Annotated in this window: 17 protein-coding genes and 1 pseudogene; 10 read left to right on the forward strand and 8 right to left on the reverse strand. The window is 71.8% G+C overall.

All coding sequences use genetic code 11. The features are described 5' to 3' along the window. Positions 1-122: 122 nt before the first annotated feature. A complete protein-coding gene (locus tag ABVB68_RS21800) occupies positions 123-563 on the reverse strand; it encodes a carboxymuconolactone decarboxylase family protein (RefSeq protein ID WP_353602776.1) in 441 nt (146 codons plus the stop codon). Between the two features lie 306 nt (positions 564-869). Here ABVB68_RS21800 and ABVB68_RS21805 point away from each other — a divergent pair, with 306 nt between their 5' ends. From ABVB68_RS21805 to ABVB68_RS21825, 5 genes are all read left to right on the forward strand, one after another. Then, complete coding sequence (locus tag ABVB68_RS21805) at positions 870-3449, forward strand: YfhO family protein (protein ID WP_353602777.1); 2580 nt, start codon at positions 870-872, stop codon at positions 3447-3449. Between the two features lie 21 nt (positions 3450-3470). Beyond that, positions 3471-4421, forward strand: coding sequence for a glycosyltransferase family 2 protein (locus ABVB68_RS21810; protein WP_353602778.1), 951 nt, complete (start codon positions 3471-3473; stop codon positions 4419-4421). A 131-nt stretch (positions 4422-4552) separates the two neighbouring features. Next, a complete protein-coding gene (locus ABVB68_RS21815; protein ID WP_353602779.1) occupies positions 4553-4948 on the forward strand; it encodes a GtrA family protein in 396 nt (131 codons plus the stop codon). A gap of 151 nt (positions 4949-5099) precedes the next feature. Further along, positions 5100-5321, forward strand: a complete 222-nt coding sequence (locus ABVB68_RS21820; RefSeq protein ID WP_353602876.1) for a transposase — start codon at positions 5100-5102, stop codon at positions 5319-5321. A 151-nt stretch (positions 5322-5472) separates the two neighbouring features. Continuing rightward, positions 5473-6666: an ROK family transcriptional regulator gene (locus ABVB68_RS21825; protein ID WP_353602780.1), complete on the forward strand. Its 1194-nt coding sequence runs from the start codon at positions 5473-5475 to the stop codon at positions 6664-6666. A 932-nt stretch (positions 6667-7598) separates the two neighbouring features. On the opposite strand, the gene ABVB68_RS21830 is transcribed toward ABVB68_RS21825, so the two are convergent. Further along, positions 7599-7838 carry a hypothetical protein gene (locus ABVB68_RS21830; RefSeq protein WP_353602781.1) on the reverse strand — a complete coding sequence of 80 codons (240 nt, stop codon included), beginning with the start codon at positions 7836-7838 and terminating at the stop codon, positions 7599-7601. A gap of 505 nt (positions 7839-8343) precedes the next feature. On the opposite strand from ABVB68_RS21830, the gene argC reads away from it, so the two are divergent. Genes argC through ABVB68_RS21855 form a run of 5 tightly spaced genes read left to right on the forward strand, consistent with a single transcriptional unit; the run spans position 8344 to position 13201 of the window. Further along, entirely contained in the window at positions 8344-9372 is a 1029-nt protein-coding gene (argC, locus tag ABVB68_RS21835) for an N-acetyl-gamma-glutamyl-phosphate reductase (protein ID WP_353602782.1), read from the forward strand. Then, complete coding sequence (gene argJ, locus ABVB68_RS21840; protein ID WP_353602783.1) at positions 9369-10520, forward strand: bifunctional glutamate N-acetyltransferase/amino-acid acetyltransferase ArgJ; 1152 nt, start codon at positions 9369-9371, stop codon at positions 10518-10520. The genes argC and argJ overlap by 4 nt, the downstream gene beginning before the upstream one ends. Next, on the forward strand, positions 10517-11443 hold the full coding sequence (gene argB, locus ABVB68_RS21845; protein ID WP_353602784.1) for an acetylglutamate kinase: 927 nt from the start codon (positions 10517-10519) through the stop codon (positions 11441-11443). Before argJ ends, argB begins: the two co-directional genes overlap by 4 nt. Next, entirely contained in the window at positions 11440-12648 is a 1209-nt protein-coding gene (locus ABVB68_RS21850) for an acetylornithine transaminase (protein WP_353602785.1), read from the forward strand. Before argB ends, ABVB68_RS21850 begins: the two co-directional genes overlap by 4 nt. Positions 12649-12655: 7 nt before the next feature. Then, on the forward strand, positions 12656-13201 hold the full coding sequence (locus tag ABVB68_RS21855; RefSeq protein ID WP_353602786.1) for an arginine repressor: 546 nt from the start codon (positions 12656-12658) through the stop codon (positions 13199-13201). A 103-nt stretch (positions 13202-13304) separates the two neighbouring features. Here ABVB68_RS21855 and ABVB68_RS21860 read toward each other — a convergent pair whose 3' ends face one another. From ABVB68_RS21860 to ABVB68_RS21885, 6 genes and pseudogenes are all read right to left on the reverse strand, one after another. Continuing rightward, entirely contained in the window at positions 13305-14045 is a 741-nt protein-coding gene (locus ABVB68_RS21860; RefSeq protein WP_503006213.1) for an FAD:protein FMN transferase, read from the reverse strand. Positions 14046-14112: 67 nt separating this feature from the next. Beyond that, positions 14113-14565 (reverse strand): annotated as a pseudogene (locus ABVB68_RS21865) (FMN-binding protein); the annotation flags it as partial. Positions 14566-14601: 36 nt separating this feature from the next. Next, positions 14602-15984, reverse strand: a complete 1383-nt coding sequence (locus ABVB68_RS21870) for a ferredoxin reductase family protein (protein ID WP_353602788.1) — start codon at positions 15982-15984, stop codon at positions 14602-14604. A 476-nt stretch (positions 15985-16460) separates the two neighbouring features. Next, entirely contained in the window at positions 16461-17066 is a 606-nt protein-coding gene (locus ABVB68_RS21875) for a hypothetical protein (RefSeq protein ID WP_353602789.1), read from the reverse strand. After that, on the reverse strand, positions 17063-17449 hold the full coding sequence (locus ABVB68_RS21880) for a hypothetical protein (protein WP_353602790.1): 387 nt from the start codon (positions 17447-17449) through the stop codon (positions 17063-17065). Before ABVB68_RS21880 ends, ABVB68_RS21875 begins: the two co-directional genes overlap by 4 nt. Further along, the gene (locus ABVB68_RS21885; RefSeq protein ID WP_353602791.1) at positions 17442-22400 is read right to left on the reverse strand and encodes an HD domain-containing protein; all 4959 of its coding nucleotides are present in this window, start codon (positions 22398-22400) and stop codon (positions 17442-17444) included. The genes ABVB68_RS21880 and ABVB68_RS21885 overlap by 8 nt, the downstream gene beginning before the upstream one ends. Positions 22401-22454: the final 54 nt, after the last annotated feature.

The raw sequence follows: 22454 nt of genomic DNA on the forward strand, positions 1-22454 counted from the left end.
CCCGCTGGAACAGCTCCCACAACTCGTCCGGCACCATTCGCTCAACCATCACCACACAGTGAAGATTACCCAGCACTCCAAATGAGACGACGTCTTAAGGGGGGCGGCAGCCGACCCCGTCCTCAGGAGGAGGCGGCCGGGGGCTGCGGCGCGGACTCCGGCGTGAGCGGCAGCAGCCCGCGCTCGGCGAAGACCTTCTTCGCGACGAAGGTGGCGTTGAGGGCCTTCGGGAAGCCGCAGTAACCGGCCGAGTGCAACAGCGCCTCCACGATCTGCTCCGGGGTGAGCCCCACGTTCAGTGCCGCGTTGACGTGGACCTCCAGCTGCGGTTCGCAGCCGCCCAGCGCGGTCAGCATGCCGAGGGTCACCAACTGGCGGTCGCGGGGCGCGAGCTGCGGCCGGTCGTAGATCTCGCCGAAGCCCCAGGAGACGATCTGGTGCCCCAGCTCGGGGCTGATGTCGGCGAGCGAGTCGACGACCCGCTGTCCACTCTCGCCGTCGACGCGGCGCAGCACCTCCAGGCCATGCGCGAAACGCTCCTCACGGGTGGTGCTCTCGTTCATGTCGGCTCGTCCGTCCTCGGGTGATCGGTCTCGTGTCCGGCGCGGTGCACCGGCCATGCCCCGAACGGTAGGAGTTGGAGTGCGCTCAAGGTCAAGTGCCCGAGCGTGCCCGCACAGGAGCGTGATTCACCCAGGCATCACCTTCCGGAAATCCTCGGTTTCCCGGAACACCGAGGAATTCATAATTCGTTTACCGGATTCGAAAGGATGCACCTGAATTTTGCGTGGGTGGACAACCAATAGGCATGTGCGCCCGTCTAAGACGGCGAAATCCGTGAAGTGAATTCGCTGGGAGCCTGCCGATAAATGGAACGCTCGACCTCACCCGGTGGACCCCGCCCGCCCGCGCGGGCCGCCGCGCTGCTCGCCGCGGCCGTCACGATCACGGCGTTCTGCGCCGCCGACGTCCTCGCGCGCAGCTATCCCTTCGGCCCCCGCACCCGCAGCGTCAACGACCTGGGCAACCAGTACGTGCCCTTCCACGCCCATCTGTGGGACCTGCTGCACGGCAGGGCCGACGGGGGCCTCCTCGTCAACTGGCAGTCCGGCTACGGCTCGAGCTTCCTGCCCGACCTCGGCACCTACCTCAGCAGCCCGTTCGCCCTGCTCGTCGCCCTGTTCCCCAGGGACCGGATCGACCTCGCGGTCTACGCCGTGACCGTCCTGAAGACCGCGTCGGCCGCCGCGGCGATGGCCTGGCTGCTGCTCAGCCTGCGCCCCGGCCGCTGGTGGGCGGCGGGCCTGCTCGGCGCGTCCTACGCCCTGTGCGGCTGGAGCGTCGCCGACGCCTCCTACAACCCGATGTGGCTCGACGGCCTGATCGCCCTGCCGCTGCTGTGCCTGGTCGGCGAGTGGGCCCTCGCCGGACGCCGCCGGGTGCTCGGCGTCCTGATCGTCGCCCTGGCCTGGACCGCGAACTTCTACACCGCCTACATGGCCACCCTGGGCGCCGGCCTGGTGCTGGTGCTGCGCCTGGTACTGGCCCGCCCGTCGCGCCGGCAGGCGCTCGTCACGGCCGGCCGGGCCGTCCTCACCGTCGCCCTGGGCGTGGGCCTGGCCGCCCCGCTCGTGACGGTCGTCTACTTCGGCACCAAGCACGCCTACCCGGGCCGCGTACGGCAGTTCGCGCCCGTGCCGGGCGAGGACGTGGCGGCCCGGCTGCTGCCCGCGACGTACGGCTTCGGCTCCCCGGCGCTCTACGTCGGCATCACCGCCCTGCTGCTCGCCCTCGCGCTGCCCTTCCACCGGGCGGTCCCGCCCCGCGTGCGCGCGGGCTGGACGGCGCTGGTGCTCGCGGTCGCCCTGTCGCTGCAGTGGGCGCCCACCCACCTGGTCTGGCACGCCTTCGCCACCCCGCAGGGCAGCCCCTACCGGCAGGCCTTCGTGCTGTGCGGGCTGCTGGTCATCGCCGCCTGGCACGCCCTCGCGTACGGCCCGCCCGACCGGCGCGCCCTCGGCGCCGCGACCGCGCTGCTCGCGCTGATCACCGCCGTCGCGAGCCGCAGTGAGCTGATACGGCCGTCGTACACCTGGCCCGTGCTGCTGCTCGCCGTCGCGGGGGCCCTGGGCGGCCTCCTGCTGCTGGGCCGCACCGGGCAGCGCGGCGCACTCGCCGCACTGGCCGTCGCCCTCCTGCTGGGCGCCCAGCTGGGGGAGACCGCCGCGACCTCCGCCGTGGCCACCCGGCTCCGGCTGGGACACCTCGACGACTACGCGCCCTGGGGGCAGCGCCAGGACCGGCAGACGGCGGCGGTCGCCGCGGTCGACGGCTGGCCCCGGTACCGCACCGACCCCGGCCGCGAACAGACCGTCGGCAACGACCCGATGCTGGTGGGCGGCCAGGGCGCCCAGTACTACAGCAGCCTGACCTCGGACGTCCTCAGCCACACCCTCACCGCTCTCGGAGGCGGCTGGACCTCGCGCGGCCGCAGCGTGCAGAGCCTCGACAACGCCGTCACCGACGTCTTCTTCTCCGTCGGCGCCCGGGTGCACAACCCGCCGGACCCGCACCAGAAGTACCTGCCGGGGACCGGCGGCCCGGTGTCCGTTACCCGGCAGGACGTGCCGCCCCTGGTCACGGTCCGGACCGCACCCGGCACCGCGCCCTTCGGCCCGTCGCCGTACCGCAACCAGGAACTGCTGCTCGGCAGCCGCGTCTACACCGTGCCCGGCCGTGTCGTGCGCGACGACGCCGGGCAGCCGGTCCCGGCGGCCCGGGTCGGCACCGGGCACGCGAAGACCAAGCCGACGATCACGGCCCGCTGCCCGGCCGGGACCCAGGTGAACCTGTGGGCTCCGCACTACTCCGGCACCGCGCGGCTCGCCGGCGCCAGCACCCCCGCCGCCCGGTTCCGGTTCGAACTCCCGCGCAACCGCGCCGCCATGGAACCGCTGGGCATCACCCCGGCCTCCGGGCGGCTGACCGTCGAGCTGTCCCCGGAGCGCCCCGGCCGGATCCCGGCCGGCGCCGTCGGCTGCCTGGACACCGGGCGGCTGCACACCGCCGCCGCCCGCCTGAAGGCCACCGGCGCCACGCGGGTGACGGTCTCCGACGGCACCGTGCGGGCCCGGCTGCCCGCCGGCAGCAAGGGGATCGCCGTGGTCGCCGCGCCCCGCATCGCCGGCTGGCGGTGCGCCACCGGGACCGGCCCCGCCCGGCCCGCCGAGGACTACCACGGGCTCGTCGCCGTCCCCCTCGACGCCGACTCGACCAGTCTGACCTGCACCTTCCACCCACCCGGCCTGCGGCTCGGCGGGTACGTCGGGGCCGCTTCGCTCGGCGTCCTGGTGCTGATCACCGCCCTGACCGCCGTCCGCCGCCGGCGACGCGCCCCGGCGCCGCCCCCGACCCCATCACCACGCGAGCCCGTGGCCACCGCTTCCTGACCGCGCCCTAGGGGACCCACCATGCTGATATCGATCGTCGCGCCCTGCTACAACGAGGAAGACGTCATAGAACGCTTCCACACGGAGATCCAGAAGATCGCCGACGAACTGCTGCCGCTCGGCCACGACATGGAGTTCGTGTACGTCGACGACGGCAGCCGGGACCGCACGCTCGCCGCCCTGGAGCACCTCGCCGACCTCGACCCGCGGGTGCGCTACGTCTCCTTCAGCCGCAACTTCGGCAAGGAGGCGGCCCTGCTCGCGGGCCTCCGGCACGCCTCGGGCGACTCCGTGGTCGTGATGGACGCCGACCTGCAGCACCCGCCGGCGCTGATCCGGCGCATGGTGGAGCTGCGGGAACAGGGCCACGACCAGGTCATCGCCAGGCGCAGCCGCACCGGCGACCGTTTCACCCGGACCCTCACCGCCCGCCTGTACTACCGGATCATCAACCGCCTGGTCGACGTCGAACTCGTCGACGGCGCGGGCGACTTCCGCCTGCTGTCACGCCGGGTGGTGGACGCCGTCCTGAACCTCACGGAGTACAACCGCTTCTCCAAGGGCCTGTTCGCCTGGGTGGGCTTCCCGAGCGTCACCTTCGAGTACGAGAACGCTGTGCGCGAGGCGGGCCAGAGCTCCTGGTCCTTCCGCAGCCTGCTCAACTACGGCCTCGACGGCCTGCTCTCCTTCAACAACCGCCCGCTGCGCGCGGCCCTCTGGCTCGGCATCAGCCTGCTGGCGTGCGCCGGGCTCTACACGGCCTGGATCGTCGGCGCGGCCATCGTCCAAGGGGTCCAGACCCCCGGCTATGTGACCATCATCACGGCCGTCACGGCCCTCGCGGGCGTCCAGATGGTCATGCTGGGAGTCATCGGGGAGTACACCGGCCGCATCTACTACGAGGTGAAGGGGCGCCCTCACTTCCTGGTGAAGGCGACCAACGTGGAACGGACGAAGGACCTCATCCCCTGATGTCGAGACAGACACCGAGCCGGACGCCGGGGCAGACACCGGGCCGCATGCCGGGGCAGACACCGGGCCGGACGCCGGGAGGGGCGCCGGGGCAGACGCCGAGCGGGGCGCCGGGACAGACGCCCGGGCAGATGCCGCGGCAGATCCTCACCTTCGCCGTGGTCGGCGCCGTCAACACGGCCACCTATTACGGTCTCTATCTGCTGTTCCTGACCCGGCTGCCGTATCTCGCCGCGCACATCCTGGCATTCCTGCTCAGCATGATCGGCTCCTTTTTCCTGAACGCGCGTTTCACCTACCGCACGCGGCCGACCTGGCGGAAATTCCTGCTGTTCCCGCTGACCAACGTCACCAATTTCCTGATCACCACGGTGGGCGTGTACGTGATCGTCGACGTCCTCCACGCCGGCAGCCGATTCGCTCCGCTGATCGCCTCGGCGGCGGCGATCCCGGTGACCTTCGTGGTCTCCCGCTGGGTCATGCTGCCCACGGCGGACGCCGCGCCCGAGGCCGCGCCGCACCGGTGAGAGGCGCTCCGGCGCGTGTGACCGATAATTTTAGTTGGTGCTACATGCCTATGTCCGTGCAGCTGAGACAGGCGTGGAGAATCCTTGCCAGCGGATCTTGAGAGTTCTAGGCTCCGTCTTCAAAGATCATCGGGTGGTGGATCCTGGCCAGGTGATACGTCGCCATGAACTCGCCGACCAGGCGTGGGAGTTACTCGTTTCGCTGATACCACGAGCCGTGACGGGGCGACCCCGCGTCGCGGACCGGCAGGTGGCCAACGGCATGGTCTACAAGATCCGGACTGGTGCCTCCTGGCGTGACCTGTCGGAACGCTGCGGGCCATGGATGCCCGACTCGCCTGAGTGTGACGCCGGGGCCACCGGGCTGAGGTGATTGTCACCCCCGCGACGCCAGATCCTCGATGCCCGCAGATCGGCCTTCGACTTCCGTACCGGAAGCTCAGCCGGTTCGAATTGAAGGTCCTGCTGCTAGTATTCCGATTCGATCATAAAAAATCGCAGTGCGGCTATCGAGGCTAGGGGCAATGGCGGACGTGCAAGATCTTTTCGGTCGGCTGCCGGAGGCGGGCCCCACGCGAGCAGCTAACCGCAGGAAAGTGCTGCTCGCTGTGGCGATCAAGTCCGGCACCCAGGCCGACATCGCGTACCGCACCCTGCTCTCGCAGGCTACGGTCTCGGCTGCGGTCCGCGAACTCGTGGAGGCCGGACTCGTACCCGGGACCAAGGAGCGCGGCAAGATCGTCCTGTCACCCGTGAATGACGTCGGCGTCGGCGTGCACCTCGGGACGAACCATACGACGGTGGTTGCACGCAGACTTGACGCAGATTTCGACCAGGTGACCTCGCGGGTCAGTTCGGAAGGTGTCAGCAGGGGCTGGCATCGGGCTCTCCCGGAAGTCCGGCAAATGATCGACGCAGCGATCGCGGGGACAGGGGGGCGGCGCTCCGACGTGTTCTCGCTCGGGATCGCCGTACCTCGGATGATCAACCCCCGCACCGGCGGCTTCACCCAGCCGATCCTGCCTCCCTGGCGAGAGGGCGACGATCCGGCGGGCGATCTGGGCGCGTGGCTGGGTGTGCGTACGTTCATTGACAACGACGCCAACCTTGGAGCGTTGGCCGAACGGACGTACGGTACACGAGAGCACGCCGAAACAGTGGTCTACGTGAAGGCGTCGACGGGTATCGGTGCCGGGATCATCGTGCACACCTCCGTGCTGCGCGGCCACGGTGGCATGGCCGGTGAGATAGGGCACCTCACCGTGGATCCGAACGGTGCGGTCTGCCAGTGCGGCGGACGGGGTTGTTTGGAGACCGTCATCGGTGCCGATGCCCTGATTGCGCAGGTCCATGGCGCGCGCACCAGGAACGGCGCGCCCGTGCTGGAGACTCTGGAGCAGGTCATCGCGGCAGCCCACGCGCGGGACGCGGTCTGCATGCGGGTGATCCGCGATGCAGGGCGGATCCTTGGTCAATCCCTGGCGCAGTTGTGCAACCTGCTCAACCCTGACCTCGTGGTCCTTGGCGGTCGGCTCGCACAAAGCCAGCTCTTGCTGGAAGGCTGCCGCGAGTCCCTACAACGTTTCGCGCTGCCCGGGGCCGTTGTCGAAAACCCTCAGTTCGTCCTGGACTCAAGTGAACTGGGCACCTGGGCCGAAGCGCAGGGGGCCCTCATTCTTGGACTTCGCGGTATGGAGTACGCAGGCAGCAACGCATAGGCAAGCCACGGTGCCGTGCTGAGCTGTCGCAGTGGGAGAGGGCCACCTGGGAGCTGCCCTCGCCCACTTGTCCCGGTCCGAGAGGTGGCATCAGGCCGATCTCGCGGTGGTGGCGTCAATGACAGCGTTCAGTGCCACCTGCATGATCAGTCTGCATTCCGGCCCGCTGCCGGCGGATCACCAGCCGGTCGGCGAGGTACCTACGACAGGCGAAGCGCGGTCTGACGGGGGATGGGACGGGACTTCGTCGTGCGGGCGCGTGTCTCCGGGCCGTTGGGGACGCCCGAGACGGCTGACGTCGACGGTCACGGCATGCTGCACTTCCCCTCGATCCCGGCGGAGCGGTAGGTGCATTAGATTTGGCTTGACTTGCTGGTCCACCCTCGAGTGATTCATTCAAATCGATGATGCCTCTAGCCGTGCAGGCGTGTCTCGCTTAGAATCAGCGTACTGAGGATCTCAAGGGGCCCACGCGATCTTCTGTACGGGTTCGGGTCCCTGACTCTGGGGCGCCCCCGCAAGTAGGGTTCTCGCTCCCGCGACCGATGCACGTAAGTGAACCTGGCGCACCGCAACGAACCCCCGTCGATGGAGATCGCCATGCCACCGAAGCCTCGCAGGAGCAAGGAACCAGTGCCGGATGCAACGTGCGGGGAGCGTGGGGCTGTCGTGCCGTCCGAGAGCGGCCGTCACGCGCGCGGGTGGAAGAAGAGGCAGCTGACGTTCTGGACACCACCAGTACCCCCAGCGACGGGCCTCGGTGTCGGTGCCGGAAGTGGCTGGTTCACCTTCGCCTTAGCGACAGAGAATGTGGATCCCGGATATGTCTGGCCGTCAATTGTGTTCATAGGAATGGGTATGTCCTATGATCTTGGCCGTCGCTTCCTCGAAAGGTCGAAATAGGCTGTCTGGGGGTGAAGGCTGCTTCTGCCTCACAGGCATGCCGGGGGCTCATATTCGCTGGGCCGTGCCGGCTCCCACCCGTTGACCGGCCGTCGGCGCTCGTTGTTGGCGGTGCGGCGGCCTTCGTCCATGAGGCCGGAGCCGGGGATGTCGACGCCGACCAGGGCGAGGGTGAGGTGCATGCTCATGAATGCGCGGATCAGGTCCAAGGTGTCCTGGTCATCGGCGCGGTGCATCCGCAGCCGGGTGATGTCGTCAGGGATCAGCAACTTCGTGCCGTGGTCGGTGAGTGAAGCAGCGACCTGGGCGACCAGCTCGGGCAGGTCCAGACCCTTCGTCGGGGCGCCGTAGAAGTCGAGGATCGCCTCGGGCCAGGGTCATGTGCGGCGTGGGCGTGAAGTCGTGCCGAGTGAGCCGCCACGCGCCCCAGCCCGCCATCGTGTCCCGAACCGGGATGTCACCGCTCGTCCTGTCATCCCTCCCCGCCCGCCGTATCGCCGGTGTCCTCGGTACCGCGGTCATCGTGATCGGATCGGGGTCTGGCCGTCGGGTAGAGCATGCGAGCGCACGTCGTCGCCGAGTGCCTGCGCGGGCACCGGAGGTGTACCGCCCCGTTGCCTCACGGCGGCGCCGGGCACGGTCGGCAGTGATCGCCTCCCGTGCGGCCGCGGCGGCTATCGCGCTCAGTCGCAGCGGTCAGGCGTCCCTCACCAGGGCCTCATTGCATAAAAGTGCAGCGAAACGTATAGTCATGCCATCTAGAGGAGGGTGGACATGGCGGTACGTGCGGCGGTGGCCGGAGCGAGCGGATACGCGGGCGGAGAACTCCTGCGCCTGCTCCTCGCGCATCCCGAGATCGAGATCGGTGCCCTGACCGGCAACTCCAACGCCGGGCAGCGCCTCGGCGCCCTCCAGCCGCACCTGCTGCCGCTGGCCGACCGCGTCCTGACGGCGACCACCGCGCAGGCCCTCGCCGGACACGACGTGGTCTTCCTGGCGCTGCCGCACGGGCAGTCCGCCGCTGTCGCCGAGCAGCTCGGCCCGGACGTCCTCGTGATCGACATGGGCGCCGACTTCCGGCTCGAGGACGCGGCCGACTGGGAGACCTTCTACGGCTCCTCGCACGCCGGCACCTGGCCCTACGGCCTCCCCGAGCTTCCCGGCGCCCGCGCCCGGCTCGCGGGGTCCAAGCGCGTCGCGGTGCCCGGTTGCTACCCGACCGCCGTCTCCCTCGCCCTGTTCCCGGCCTACGCGGCACGGCTCGCCGAGCCCGAGGCGGTGATCGTCGCCGCGTCCGGCACCTCCGGCGCGGGCAAGGCGCCCAAGCCCCACCTGCTCGGCAGCGAGGTGATGGGCTCCATGTCGCCGTACGGCGTCGGCGGCGGCCACCGCCACACGCCCGAGATGATCCAGAACCTCAGCGCGGTGGCGGGGGAGCGTATCTCCGTCTCCTTCACGCCGACCCTCGCGCCGATGCCCCGCGGCATCCTCGCCACGTGCAGCGCCAAGGCCGCCGGCCCCCTGACCGGCGAGACCCTGCGCGCCGCCTACGGCAAGGCCTACGCCGACGAGCCGTTCGTCCGTCTGCTCCCCGAGGGCCAGTGGCCCGCCACCGCGTCCGTCCACGGTTCCAACGCCGTTCAGGTGCAGGTCGCGTACGACGCGGCCGCGGGCCGCATCATCGCGATCGGCGCCATCGACAACCTGACCAAGGGCACCGCCGGCGGTGCCGTCCAGAGCATGAACATCGCCCTGGGTCTCTACGAGACCACCGGGCTCTCCACGATCGGAGTCGCACCGTGAGCGTCACGGCAGCCAAGGGATTCACGGCGGCGGGCATCGCCGCCGGGATCAAGGAGAACGGCAACCCCGACCTGGCCCTCGTGGTCAACGAGGGGCCCCGCCGTGCCGCCGCGGGCGTCTTCACCTCCAATCGCGTGAAGGCCGCGCCGGTGCTCTGGTCCGAGCAGGTCCTCAAGAGCGGCCAGGTCTCGGCCGTCGTCCTGAACTCCGGCGGCGCCAACGCCTGTACCGGCCCCCGGGGCTTCCAGGACACCCACACGACCGCCGAGCGGACGGCCGAGGTGCTCGGCCGGGGCGCCATCGAGATCGCCGTCTGCTCCACCGGCCTCATCGGCGTCCTGCTGCCGATGGACAAGCTGCTCAAGGGGGTGGAGAAGGCCGCCGCCCAGCTCTCCGAGCACGGCGGCGAGAAGGCCGCCATCGCCATCAAGACCACCGACACCGTCCACAAGACCGCCGTGGTGACCGTGGACGGCTGGACGGTCGGCGGCATGGCCAAGGGCGCGGGCATGCTCGCCCCCGGCCTCGCCACCATGCTGGTCGTCCTCACCACCGACGCCGACCTCGGCGACGAGGTGCTGGATCAGGCCCTGCGCGCCGCCACCAAGGTCACCTTCGACCGCCTCGACTCCGACGGCTGCATGTCCACCAACGACACCGTGCTGCTGCTGGCCTCCGGCTCCTCCGGCGTCACCCCCGAGTACGGCGTCTTCGCCGAGGCCGTGCGGCAGGTCTGCGACGACCTCGGCCGGCAGCTCATCGGCGACGCCGAGGGCGCCGGCAAGGACATCAAGGTCGAGGTGATCAACGCGGCCAGCGAGGACGACGCCGTCGAGGTGGGCCGCTCCATCGCCCGCAACAACCTCCTGAAGTGCGCGATCCACGGTGAGGACCCCAACTGGGGCCGCGTCCTGTCCGCGATCGGCACCACGCGGGCCGCCTTCGAGCCGGACCAGCTCAACGTCGCCATCAACGGCGTGTGGGTGTGCAAGAACGGTTCCGTCGGCGAGGACCGGGAACTGGTCGACATGCGCTACCGCGAGGTCCACATCGTCGCCGACCTCGCCGCGGGCTCCGAGACCGCGACCATCTGGACCAACGACCTGACCGCCGACTACGTCCACGAGAACAGCGCCTACTCCTCATGAGCGACTCCGGTACCAGCGGCACCACACGCAAACACACGGCACTGCCCAAGGCGCAGATCCTCATCGAGGCGCTGCCCTGGCTGACCCGGCACCACGGCAAGACCGTCGTCATCAAGTTCGGCGGCAACGCCATGGTGAACGAGGAACTGAAGAGCGCCTTCGCCCAGGACGTCGTCTTCCTGCGGCACGCCGGCCTCAAGCCGGTCGTGGTACACGGCGGCGGCCCGCAGATCAGCGCCGCCCTCGACCGGCACGGCATCGTCAGCGAGTTCAAGGCGGGCCTGCGCGTCACCACCGAGGACGCCATGGACGTCGTACGCATGGTCCTCGCCGGGCAGGTGCAGCGCGAACTGGTCGGCCTGCTCAACCGGCACGGCCCGCTCGCCGTCGGCCTGACCGGCGAGGACGCCCACACCATCACCGCCACCAGGCACCGGCCCGAGATAGACGGCGAACGCGTCGACATCGGCCGGGTCGGCGAGATCACCGCGATCGACACCGGCGCGATCGAGGCCCTGCTGGCCGACGGCCGCATCCCGGTCGTGTCGTCGATCGCCCGATCCGAGGACGACGGACATGTCTACAACGTCAATGCTGATACGGCGGCTGCGGCACTCGCTGCGGCACTGGGCGCCGAGACCCTCATGGTCCTCACCGACGTCGAGGGCCTCTACGAGGACTGGCCCCACTCGGACGAGGTGATCAGCCGTCTCACCGCGTCCCAGCTGGAGAAGCTGCTGCCGGAGCTGTCCTCCGGCATGGTGCCGAAGATGGAGGGCTGCCTGCACGCCGTGCGAGGCGGCGTGACCACCGCCCGGGTCATCGACGGCCGGGTCCAGCACTCGATCCTGCTGGAGATCTTCACCGACGAGGGCATCGGCACCATGGTCGTGCCCGACGAAGCCGAGGGGGAGCAGTCATGACGGATACCGCGACCAACGCAGAGCTGACCGCGCGGTGGCAGGGCGCGCTCATGAACAACTACGGCACCCCGCGCCTGCCCCTCGTGCGCGGTGCGGGCACGAAGGTGTGGGACGCCGAAGGCCGGGAGTACCTCGACTTCGTCGGCGGCATCGCCACCAACGCCCTGGGCCACGCCCACCCGGCGATCGTCGAGGCCGTCAGCGGGCAGATCGCCTCCCTCGGCCACATCTCCAACTTCTTCATGGCCGAGCCCACCGTCGCCCTGGCCGAACGGCTGCTGCAGCTGGCCGGCCGCGAGGGCAGGGTCTTCTTCTGCAACTCCGGCGCCGAGGCCAACGAGGCCGCTTTCAAGATCGGCCGGCTGACCGGGCGCGCCCACATGGTCGCCACCGAAGGCGGCTTCCACGGCCGTACCATGGGCGCCCTCGCGCTCACCGGCCAGCCCGGCAAGCAGATCCCCTTCCAGCCGCTGCCCGGCGACGTCACCCACGTCCCCTACGGCGACGCCCAGGCGCTGGCCGCGGCGGTCACCGAGGAGACCGCCCTGGTCGTCCTCGAACCGGTCCAGGGCGAGAACGGCGTGGTCGTGCCGCCCGCCGGCTACCTGAAGGCGGCCCGCGCCATCACCGCCGCCACGGGCGCCCTGCTGGTCCTCGACGAGGTGCAGACCGGCATCGGCCGCACCGGCAACTGGTTCGAGTACCAGGCGCACGAGGGCGTACTGCCCGACGTCGTCACGCTCGCCAAGCAGCTCGGTGGCGGACTGCCGCTCGGCGCCACCATGGCCTTCGGCCGCGCCGCCGAACTCCTGCGGCCCGGACAGCACGGCACGACCTTCGGCGGCAACCCGGTCGCCTGCGCCGCCGGGCTCGCCGTACTGGACACCATCGACCGCGAAGGGCTGCTGGAGAACGTCAAGCGGCTGAGCGCCGCGCTGCGCGACGGGATCGAGGCGCTGGGCCACCCGCTGATCGATCACGTCCGGGGTGCGGGCCTGCTCCTGGGTATGGTGCTCACCGGGCCGCACGCGTCGCAGGTGCAGCAGGCGGCCCAGGAGGCCGGGTTCCTGGTGAACGTGCCCGCTCCCGACGTCGTACGGCTCATGCCGCCGCTGAACCTCCGCGACGACGAGGCGGGTGCGCTGCTCCAGGCGCTGCCCGGCATCCTTGACGCGGCCCACGGGGACGGACGATCCGGAGAATGAGACGACGATGAGCCAGGCGCAGGACCATGAGCAGGCGGCGGGCAACGGGCCCGCCGTGCCGCAGACCCGCACCGCGCGCCACCGCCGGATCGTGGACATCCTCAACCGGCAGCCGGTGCGCTCGCAGAGCCAGCTGGCGAAGCTGCTGGCCGACGACGGGCTGAGCGTCACCCAGGCGACGCTCTCCCGGGACCTCGACGAGCTGAACGCGGTGAAGATCCGCAACACCGACGGCGACCTGATCTACGCGGTACCGAGCGAGGGCGGCTTCCGCACCCCGCGGGCGCCGCTCGGCGGGTCGGCGAAGGAGGAGCGGATGCGGCGGCTGTCCCAGGAGCTGCTGATCTCCGCCGAGGCCTCGGCGAACCTGGTGGTCCTGCGTACGCCGCCGGGCGCGGCCCAGTTCCTCGCCTCGGCCATCGACCAGGCCGAGCTGCACGACATCCTCGGCACCATCGCCGGCGACGACACGCTCCTGCTGATCAGCCGGGACCCGACCGGAGGCCAGTCCCTGGCGGACCACCTGCTCCGCCTGGCGCAGAACGGCCACTGAGCGCTTCGGCGGTGGGCGGCGGCCGAGCGTCCCGGCGAGGCCGCCGCCCACCGGGGTACCTGCCCCGCCGGCCGGCATCGGAGGGACGCCGGGCCGGCCGCGGTCAGCCCAGCCTCGCCGCCAGGCCGCCCGTGCACCGCACCTCGTCGCCCGCCGTGATCAGCAGGGCCTCCACCTCCGGCAGGGACTCCAGCCAGGTGAGGCCCGCGCGCGATCCCATCGCGAAGGCTGCCGTGGCCCAGCAGTCCACCCAGGTCAGCCGAGGCCCCACCACGGTCACCGAGACCAGGTCGGTGACCGCGGACCGGCCCGTACGCGGATCCACGATGTGGGCGCCGCGCTCCGCCGTCCCGGACGTCGCGACGGACAGCTCCGCCGCGCCCGCCGACGAGACCACCGCAGCGAGACCCCCGGTACGCAGCGGATCGGCCACGCCCACCCGCCACGGCCGCCGTGGTTCCGGCGCGCCGAGCATCTGGACGTCCCCGCCCCCGTTGACGCTGACCCCGCGCACCCCGTCGACCGCCGCCAGCAGCCGCGCCGCCCGCTCCGCCGCCCAGCCCTTGACGATGCCCGTGGGGTCCAGCGAGCCGCGGTACCGGGCGCTGAACCAGCCCCCGCTCAGCCGCTCCGCCTCGGCCGCCAGCTCCAGCACCTCGGCCACCTCGGGAGCGCACCGCGCCACGGTGAGTTCGCCCCGGGCCAGCCGCGACACCTCGCTGTCCTCGCGGTAGGTGCTGAACAGCGCGTCCGCCCGGTGCAGGCCGGCGACGGCCGTGGTGAGCGCCGCCCGCACCGCGCCGGTTTCCCCGCCGCGGACGTCGAAGGAGAAGACGGTCCCCATGACCTCCTCCGCATGGCGCACCACTGCGGCCGCCCGGTCCGGTTCGGCCACCGTCTCAGCCACCGGCCCGGTCCAGCGCCGACTGCAGTGACTGCCGGTAGCCGGTGCTGGTGTAGGTGGCACCGGAGACGGCGTCGATGTTCGCGGTGCCCGAGGCCACGGCCTCCTGGTTGAGCTTCGGGACGGCCAGCCGTGTCTTCTGGTCGCTGGTGCCGCCCTTGGGGGCCTGGACCGCCTCCGCCTTGGTGATCTTCCCGTTGCTGACCGTGATCCGTACCTGGACCGGGCCGTACTGCGTCTGCGCGACGTCGCCGGTCACCGTGCCGGAGCCGGTGGCGCCCCGCGCGCCGCCCCGCGGGGACTCCTGCCCGGCCGCCGGCCGCTGCTGGGCCGAGCCCGCCGCCGACGCCGACGCCGAGGCCGGGTCGGACGCCGGCTTCAGCGACAGCAGCAGCACGACACCGGACACGGTCGCGGCGGTGGTCAGCACGACCCGCCGCAGGGGGTGGCTCTTCCTCATGGGTGCGTAACTCCCGCTCTCTCTCGTCGCTGCCGCTCACATCTCGAACGACTCGTGATGGATGCGGCGGGCGGGGACCCCCGCGCCGCGCAGTGCCTCGTACACCGTCTGCGCGAACCCGGGCGGGCCGCACATGAAGACGTCGTGGTGGTCGATGTCCGGGATCTTCCGCTGGAGGGTCTCCGCGGAGATGTCGGGCCGCTCGCCCTCCGGGCTGTTGACCGCGTACATCAGCCGGGCGCCCCGCTCCTCGGCGATCGCCGCCAGCTCGTCCCACAATGCCAGGTCCTGCGTGGTGTTGGCGCGGTAGAGCAGCGTGATGTCACCGGCCGCACCCGGCAGCGTCTCGAACAGCGCCCGCATCGGCGTGATGCCCACGCCACCCGCGACCAGCAGCACCTTGCCCCGGCTGCGGCGCTGCGCGGTGAGCGCGCCGTACGGGCCCTCGGCCCACACCCTGGTGCCGGGCGTCAGCTCGCGCAGCCGGGCGCTGTGGTCGCCGATCGCCTTCACGGTGATCCGCAGCAGGCCGGGCCGGGGCGCCGCCGACAGGGAGTACGGGTGCGAGCTGAAGCGCATGCCGGGCGCGAGGAAGCGCCAGCGGAAGAACTGGCCCGCCTCCGCGCCGATCCGGTGCAGCCTGCGCCCGCTGATCAGCACCGACACGATGCCCGGGGTCTCCTCGATGACCGCCTCCACCCGCATCCGGTGGCGCAGGTTCAGCCGGACGGGGGTCAGCACCCGGTACCAGACCACCAGCGCGGTGACCGTGCCGTACAGCGCGTACCAGAAGGTCCTGGCGGTGGGCTCCACCGCGAAGTCGTTGCCGGCGGTGATCTGGTGCCAGAACGTCAGGAACACCGCCCCGTAGGTGAGCAGATGGACGTGGTACCAGGTGTCGTAGGGCAGGCGGCGGCGGATCCCGCCGATCGACGTCAGCCCGATCAGCACGAACAGGCCCATGCCGATCGCGGCCTTGCCCATGTCCGGCAGCTGGTTGATGGAGTCGACGGTCTGCTGGACGATGTCGCCGAGCGACTTGCCCGCCTGCAGGGCGTACCCCCACATGGTGAGGAAGACGTGCGCGAGGATCAGGCAGAGGGTGTACCGGCCGCTCATCGCGTGCCAGCGGGCCACCCGGTCGGAGCCGACGCGCCGTTCCAGCGCCGGTACGCGCGCCATCTGGAGCACGACCAGGGCCATCAGATAGCCGGCCAGCAGGCCGGTGATCCGGCCCGCGTTCAGGATCCTGCTGTTGTCGTCGGCGATCGAGGGCGTGTTGTGCCACCAGAGCCACAGCACGGCGGCGGCCCCCGCCCAGACCGCCAGCAGCAGCGGAACGGCCGGGGAGCGGCGCGGGCGGATGCGGCGCATCGTCTGGCGGCGGGCGGCACGTCCGCCTGCGAGCGTGGTGGTCACGGTTCCTCCGTCGGGACTCGGCCCTTGGCCCACAGATACGTGGGCGGCCCGCCGAGTGTTCAGAGGCGGACGATGCGGGAGGGGAACCGAGTGACCGGCGGTAACCTCCAGGTCGCCGGAGCCGCCGGAGCCGCCGGAGCCGCCGGAGCCGCCGGAGCCGCCGGAGCCGCCGGAGCCGCCGGAGCCGCCGGAGCCGCCGGAGCCGCCGGAGCCGCGGGAGCCGCGGGAGCCGCGGGAGCCGCGGGAGCCGCGGGAGCCGGGGGAGCCACCGGAGTCGCGAGCCGCGGGAGCCGCGAGCCGCGGGAGTGGCGGGAGTGGCGGGAGTGGCGGGAGTGACCGTAGTGGCGGGAGCTATCGGAGTGACGGAAGTGGCCGGAGTCGCCCGAGCAGCCCGGGCTGCGTCCGCGCGGGCGCGGACGGCCGGGGCCGCGGCGGAGCGGGTGCTGCTCCGGAGCGGGCGCCGCTCCGGAGTCCGGCTAGCCGCCCGAGTCGCAGGCCGGGACCGGGCTCACCGAGGTGACCGTGCGCGCGGGCAGCACGGCACGCCGGCCGCCGTCCGTGCGCAGCACCACACCGTCCGGCCCGGACCCGAGGAACTCCCCACAGCGCTCGCCGCTCGTCGTCACCACCCGCACCAGATGGTCCGGGGCGGTATCGGTCGTCAGCCAGGCCACCATGACGGCCGCCGCCACCAGCGCCACTCCGGCCAGACAGCACACGGCCGCGTACCGCAGCGCTCCGGAGACCCGGTCGACCTCCCGCCGGCTCCAGTCGCGCAGTGCCTGGCCGGCCAGCAGCACCCGGGCACCGGGAACGCCGTGAGCGGCGCGTACGGCGAGGACGGAGCCCAGCAGCAAGAGCAGGAACGCGAGGCCGAGCAGGACGCCCACGGCCTGCTGCGCGGCGGACGGGAGCCGGGTGAGGTCGTCCCGTCCCTTCAGCGTGACCAGGACCGCCAGCAGCGCGGTGAGCCCGGTCAGCCCGGTGCGCCAGCCCTCGGCCTGCCGCCTCAGCTCGGGGAGCTGGGCGAATTCCAGTTCACGCGCGAGCTGTGCCCAGCGCCGGTCGGACCGGTCACTCATCCGGTCGCCCCCTCCTCGCTCAGGCCGGGCAGCCGCCAGCTCGCCCCGCAGCCCACGAAGGGGGCGTCGGCCGGCAGGCCGCCGTGCGCGTACCCGCACTCGCAGAAGTGCACCTCCCGCAGCAGCGCCGCGTCCTGCTCCCGCGGGGCCGGCGCCTGGCGGCCGGCTCTCAGCCGGTCCAGCAGTCCCTTCGTGCCGGTGCCGGGTGTGCCGTAGCGGTACTCCGAGGCGGTCCCGCCCAGGCAGCGCGGGCAGGTCCCCTCGACCCGGACGCCCTGTCCGTCGGCGGTGGGGCCGCGCACGAATGCCTCCGGAGCCACACCCACGTAGTCCTCGCCGTACGCCGTGGCGAAGTCGTGCCGTATGCCGCGGGGTTCACTCATCGCCGTCGCCTCCCGACCCGTCGTCTGCGCCGCTGCCTTCCCACTCGTCCCCGACCAGGCCGAACATCGGCGCGTACAGCCGGAGCCGCTTCGCCACCCACGCCTCGCTCTCGCCTGTGGCCCGTGCGGCCAGCCGGATCCGCGCCGCGGTCACGGTGCCTTCGAGGGCGGGCAGCAGGCCGTCGCAGCCCTGGGTCAGCAGCGCCAGATCCTGCCACAGCGGTACGGTGTCGGGCACCTGGGGGAGCGCGCTGGGGGCGGAACACAGGGGCAGGTAGGGGGCGATGCGGGCGACGGTGCGGGGGAGCGGCTCGCCGAGGCGCCCGGCGATGCTCACCAGGTCCAGGGCGCAGTAGGGGTCGTACCAGCGCGACACGCGGTGACCGCTGCCCAGCGCGACGACGTCCCGGGCATCCGGCACGGCACCCCGCAGGGCCTCCACGTCAGCGGCGCTCAGTTCCGGAACGAGGGCGCCGATCGCCCGCAGCGGACGCAGCCGCAGATAGGCCGTCGCCGCGTCGACCGCGGACCGCCGGGCGTACCGGGCCAGCGCGAGCGGTGTCAGGGGCACCCAGGCCGCCGTGCCGAAGTCGATCGCGGCACGGCTCAGTTGGTCGACGAGTGCGGTCTTCATCGTCTCGGTGGGGAGGAAATCGGCCAGCTCCACGGGCAGCCGGGGAACGGTGAGCCCGAAGCGTCCGGCGTGCCGGGCCGCCAGCGCCCAGACGTCCTTCAGCGGCTCGTTGAGCCGCTGTGCGGCGTGGAAGAGGGCGGCCGGGGTCAGCTCCGCAGCCGCGAAGTCCTCCTCCTCGTTGAAGGGTTCCTTGCCCGACAGAACGTAGCGATCACGCAGCGAGAGATCGTCCCAGGCGAACAGGAGGGAGATGTCGTCCGGGACCCGGACACCCGAGGCCCGCAGATCGTCGACGGTCGTCTCCAGGTCGAGGTCGTCCGTGCGGACCACGGCCAGGTCCTCCAGACTCACCCCCGCCTCGAGGTCGATGCCCATGCCCGCCAACCGCCTCACCAGGATGGCCGTGTAGGACGAGGGGGTGTGGGCGGCGGACGGGTCGCCGTCGGTGTACCTGCGCCGGTAGCGCAACCCGAGGTCCTCGGCCAGCGCGGCGAGCCGCTCGTCAGCCTCGGCGAGGTCCGTCTCGAGCGTGTCGGCGTAGTCCACGGTGGCGGCCCAGGGCAACACGCGAGAGCCGCTCTCGGTCTCCGACGCGAACACGTTCACGACGTCGTACAACTCCTCGTCGATCTCCTGCCAGCGGGCCAACTCCTCAGCGGCCGGCGGGGTCCAGCCCAGCCAGGCGAAGTCGCCGAGCCGGCGGGCCACCTCCTGGGCGGTCACGTTCCCGTTCTCGCACAGTTGGCTCAGTTCCAGGGGGCCGTCCGGCAGGCGCCAGGTGACGGACTGCCCGCTGTGGTAGCGGAGGAAGAGCCCGTCGAGGTCGCTCTCGGCGCACACGTGGTGCTCGTGACGGGCGGGCACCTCGGGCAGGGCGGCCGGAAGGAGGGCGGTGAACCGTGCCAGCCGGCGCACGAGTTCGCCCAGCGGAAGGGAGAGGCGCGCCGAGGCCAGCACCAGACCACCCCAGTGCTGGGTACCGGCACCGCCCACCACCGTGCCCTGGCCCATGCCGGCGTCGTGCAGACACTGCGCGAGGGCGAGGTCCGCCTCGTCCGGGACCCAGTCCAGGTCGCCCTCACGGACGGGCAGCGGCGCGAAATCGGTGTGCACGATGCGCAGGCACCGCTGCCGGCGCAGCACCTCCGCCAGCTGCAGCCGGTGCCTGGCCGCGTAGGCGACCACCCGAGACCAGGCTTGCAGAGGGGTCGTCGCGATCCGGGCGTCCCCGGGTGCCGGTACGGGATGTCCGGCGAGGCTCGCCGGCGGCTCGACGTTCCGTCGCGTCACGCCCAGCACGGCCGATCGCCACGGAAGGATCTCGTCGAACCCGGCCTGACTCATTCTCGCGGTGGTGTCGGCGACGGCTCGGTCGACGTGGAACCAGCCCACCCGGTCCAGTTCCACACTCTCTCCGTGCCACCCCGGCACCCGGAGCCCCTTCCCCCGCCACTCACCGTCCAGCACCCGGGCCAGTTCCGTGCTCTTCTCGTCCAGGTGCGCCAGCCAGTCCAGCGACAGGTGGGGCCAGTCGACCAGCGCCTTGGCCCCCTGACGCCACAGCGACCCCACCCACTCGGCGTCGAAGGCCTGCAGTTCGTTCCGGCTGACGCTGAGCTTTCCCGCGTGCGACCCGGTCAGGTTCACGACGTAGCCGAACGGCTTGTGGTCCGTCACGATCCCGTCGCACAGGGTCGCGCCTTCCCCCAGCACCCACCACAGCGTGTCCGGTACGGCCGTGAGCGCCGTGTCCGGGGTCTCGCCCGGCGCGGGTTGCAGCACCCCCGGCTCCCAGGCATGCGAGGGACCCTCCTCCTCCCCGGCCTCCAAGGTGAACTCGCTCACCCTGACGAGCCCGCGCAGCACCGACACGCAGGACAGCCGGTCGGTCGCACCGTGTTCACGCAGATACAGCCGCACCCGCGTGCCGCCCTCGGCGAGACCGTCGTCCGAGCCGTCGTGGCGCCGGATGCGGAAGAGGCTCCCGCTGCTGGGGATCTCCACCCGCAGCGCGTGCTCGGCCGGGATGCCCTCGGGGCTCACCTGCCGGGTGACGATCGTCATCTCGTCGGCGAGCATGAAGTAGCTGAACACACCGATCCCGAAACGGCTGTTGGGATACAGCCGCAGCGCGGGATCATGGCGCAGCCACCGGGACTGCTCCTGGCGGAAGGACCGGGACCGCTCGAAGCGGCTGCCCGCACGCGTGAAGGTCTGTTTGAGCTGCTCCGCGCTCATGCCCACGCCGTTGTCCCGGCACTCGACGTAGCGGCCGCGCTCGTCCCGTCCCTGGGTGAACACGATTCGGCCCGCCCAGTCGGCGGGCGGGGACGCGATGCGGTTCAGGTACTCCCGGCGCATGGCCCGGTAGCGGCAGGCGTCCATGGCGTTCTGGTACAGCTCCCGGAGCGCCAGTTCCGGCCGCCCGCCGTACAGTTGCTCCCCCATCAGCAGGTCCCGGACCTCGGTCTGGGCGAGGTGGAAACGCAGCAGTGGCACCTCGTAGGCGGGGTGGCTGCCCAGCCGGAGCGGCCGCAGGTCGCGGTCGGTGACGCGGCCGGGCACGGCCGACAGGAGCACCGCCTCCGCCTCGCGCAGGTCGCCGGCCAGCCGCTCGGTCTCGGCGGCCATCCGGTCCGCCTCCTCCGTGACCTCCGCGAGAGCGGCGTGCATGGCCTGGTGCGGGCAGAGCGCGTCCAGGTGCAGGGCGTTGCCCTCCCGGTGCCAGCTGAGGCCCCGCGCCATCGCGACGGTCTGCTGGGGCAGCACGGGATCCGTCACGGCCAGGTGCTCGGCCACGATGTCCGGCAGGGTGCGCACGTCGACGGCCAGCAGGCCGGCGAGCCGGAGCAGCGCGGCCAGGGGGCGGATCCGCAACGTCTGGTACCCGCCGGACAGCAGCACCTTGCGGGACGCCCAGGTGTGCGAGTCGTCGAACGGCTCGTCCGCGGCCAGGGCCGATGCCGCCGTGAGCAGCAGCTGCGAGACCTCCTGCACCCTCTCGTCCGGGACCCCGAGCAGGGCGGCCAGCTGCTCGCCGCCCGTGGCCGGACCGCCCTCGTCGTCGGTCCGGAAGCGGTCAGCGATCCAGCGGTGCACCAGCCACATGACGATGGCGTTCGCGTCCTCGGCGCGGTCACGGGCCCGGCAGTGGGCCAGCTGGCGGGCCAGACGCCCGTACTGGCCGACGATCTGCTCGTAGTGCCGGCGGTGCGCGCTCGCGTGCCCGGGGCTCTCCAGCTCCGCGGGGGACACCTCCGCGGCCTGGCTGAGCCGCTGGGCCCAGGCCACCTCGTGCAGGAACGGTGCCGCGACGAGCAGGGCCACCTCGATCGCCGCCAGCGGCTGGTCGGCGGGCAGCAGCTGGGGCAGCCGGTCGCACAGCAGCCGGACGGGGAATCCGTCGTCGGCCCACGGGTCGGGGAAGGGCAGGCGCTGCTGGGCGAGATGGACGGAGCGCGCGCACTCCTCGGTGAAGACGCCGAGGGCGTCCTGGAAGCCGGGCACGCTCGCCGCGTCCCCGGCCGTGACCCGCTGCCACAGCGGGGTCGACCGGGCCGCGTCCAGCCAGGCTTCGAGCAGGGGACGGCCGCCGCAGATCTCGCGCTCCCTGGTCTCCGTCTCGGCATGGGTGCCGTAGCGGATCAGGGGCGTCTGCGACAGCCCGTGGCGGCGGGCGGCCTCGCGGGTCCTGGCCCGCGCGGTGGCGAACACGTCCTGGACCGTGCGGGCCGGCGTCAACGGACCGAGGGCGTCGGCGAGTCCGCGGGTGAAGAAGCTCCCCTCGCTCGTGAAGCCGCTGTGCTCACCGGCCGAGCAGCCGGTCAGGACCGCGAAGCCGCCGGTGGGCGGCCCGTTGTCGATGCTGTTGCCGAACGCCTCGCCGTCACTGGCCGTGTCGGTCCGGCAGGCGTCGATGAGCCACAGCACGGTGCCCGCCCGGCAGTCCGCCAGCAGGGGACTGATGTTGGCCGGCAGCAGCAGATCCGTGTACGGGGCCCGCCACTTGCCGTCGGCCGGCGGGACGGCGTCGGCCGGGACGAGGTAGTCGGTGCGGCCGACGCGCAGACCGTGGCCGGTGAAGTAGAGCAGCAGCGTCCCGCCCGCCGGGATGGCGGCCGCGGCCTCGTAGATCCTGGACTTGATCAGGCTCAGCCCGGCGCCGGGAAGCGTCTCCACCTCGTAGCCGGAGGCCTGCAGCGCCGTACTCATCAGCCGCAGGTCCGCCTCGACCGGCTCCTCGATCGGCTCCAGCGTGCCGGCCACCGCCGGCGCCTGCCCGATGCCGATGAGCAGGGCCTTGCGCGCCTCGTCCATGTTCCCCGTTCCCCTCCGCTGCACAGGGGAACATGATGGCATCGCGCACCGACG

Source organism: Streptomyces sp. NPDC096012, assembly GCF_040426375.1.
GTDB lineage: Bacteria > Actinomycetota > Actinomycetes > Streptomycetales > Streptomycetaceae > Streptomyces.

Coding starts and splice junctions, on each gene's coding strand:
- ABVB68_RS21810 (WP_353602778.1), top strand. CDS start 3,471: ATGCTGATATCGATCGTCGCGCCCTGCTACAACGAGGAAGACGTCATA.
- ABVB68_RS21875 (WP_353602789.1), bottom strand. CDS start 17,066: ATGAGTGACCGGTCCGACCGGCGCTGGGCACAGCTCGCGCGTGAACTG.
- ABVB68_RS21885 (WP_353602791.1), bottom strand. CDS start 22,400: ATGGACGAGGCGCGCAAGGCCCTGCTCATCGGCATCGGGCAGGCGCCG.
- ABVB68_RS21855 (WP_353602786.1), top strand. CDS start 12,656: ATGAGCCAGGCGCAGGACCATGAGCAGGCGGCGGGCAACGGGCCCGCC.
- argB (WP_353602784.1), top strand. CDS start 10,517: ATGAGCGACTCCGGTACCAGCGGCACCACACGCAAACACACGGCACTG.
- ABVB68_RS21880 (WP_353602790.1), bottom strand. CDS start 17,449: ATGAGTGAACCCCGCGGCATACGGCACGACTTCGCCACGGCGTACGGC.
- ABVB68_RS21860 (WP_503006213.1), bottom strand. CDS start 14,045: ATGGGGACCGTCTTCTCCTTCGACGTCCGCGGCGGGGAAACCGGCGCG.
- ABVB68_RS21815 (WP_353602779.1), top strand. CDS start 4,553: ATGCCGCGGCAGATCCTCACCTTCGCCGTGGTCGGCGCCGTCAACACG.
- ABVB68_RS21800 (WP_353602776.1), bottom strand. CDS start 563: ATGAACGAGAGCACCACCCGTGAGGAGCGTTTCGCGCATGGCCTGGAG.
- ABVB68_RS21850 (WP_353602785.1), top strand. CDS start 11,440: ATGACGGATACCGCGACCAACGCAGAGCTGACCGCGCGGTGGCAGGGC.
- argC (WP_353602782.1), top strand. CDS start 8,344: ATGGCGGTACGTGCGGCGGTGGCCGGAGCGAGCGGATACGCGGGCGGA.
- ABVB68_RS21825 (WP_353602780.1), top strand. CDS start 5,473: ATGGCGGACGTGCAAGATCTTTTCGGTCGGCTGCCGGAGGCGGGCCCC.
- ABVB68_RS21805 (WP_353602777.1), top strand. CDS start 870: ATGGAACGCTCGACCTCACCCGGTGGACCCCGCCCGCCCGCGCGGGCC.